The organism is Candidatus Skiveiella danica, assembly GCF_022705245.1.
GTDB lineage: Bacteria > Pseudomonadota > Gammaproteobacteria > Burkholderiales > Burkholderiaceae_C > Skiveiella > Skiveiella danica.
In genome coordinates this window covers 355-592 of record NZ_JAKJEW010000150.1, presented here as the reverse complement: position 1 = coordinate 592, position 238 = coordinate 355, and the positions used below count along the sequence as shown (strand labels likewise).

General features: G+C 59.7%; 1 protein-coding gene. It reads right to left on the bottom strand.

The genetic code is table 11. The features are described 5' to 3' along the window. A partial coding sequence (locus ACMUOY_RS20620; protein ID WP_413894580.1) for a ribulose phosphate epimerase occupies positions 1 to 238 on the bottom strand: 238 nt, incomplete at both ends.

Genomic DNA, 238 nt, shown 5'->3' with positions numbered 1-238 from the left:
GGCGTAGCCGCTCAAATGCAGCAAGGCATAGATCAGCATCGAACCGTGGCCGTTGGACAGCACGAAACGGTCGCGATTGGCCCATTTCGGATTGCCCGGATTGTGCTTGAGGAAATCGTTCCACAGCACCTCGGCAATGTCGGCCATGCCCATCGGCATGCCCGGGTGTCCAGATTTCGCGGCTTCAACCGCGTCCATGGCCAGCGCACGAATGGCGTTGGCGAGATCTTTACGGCTC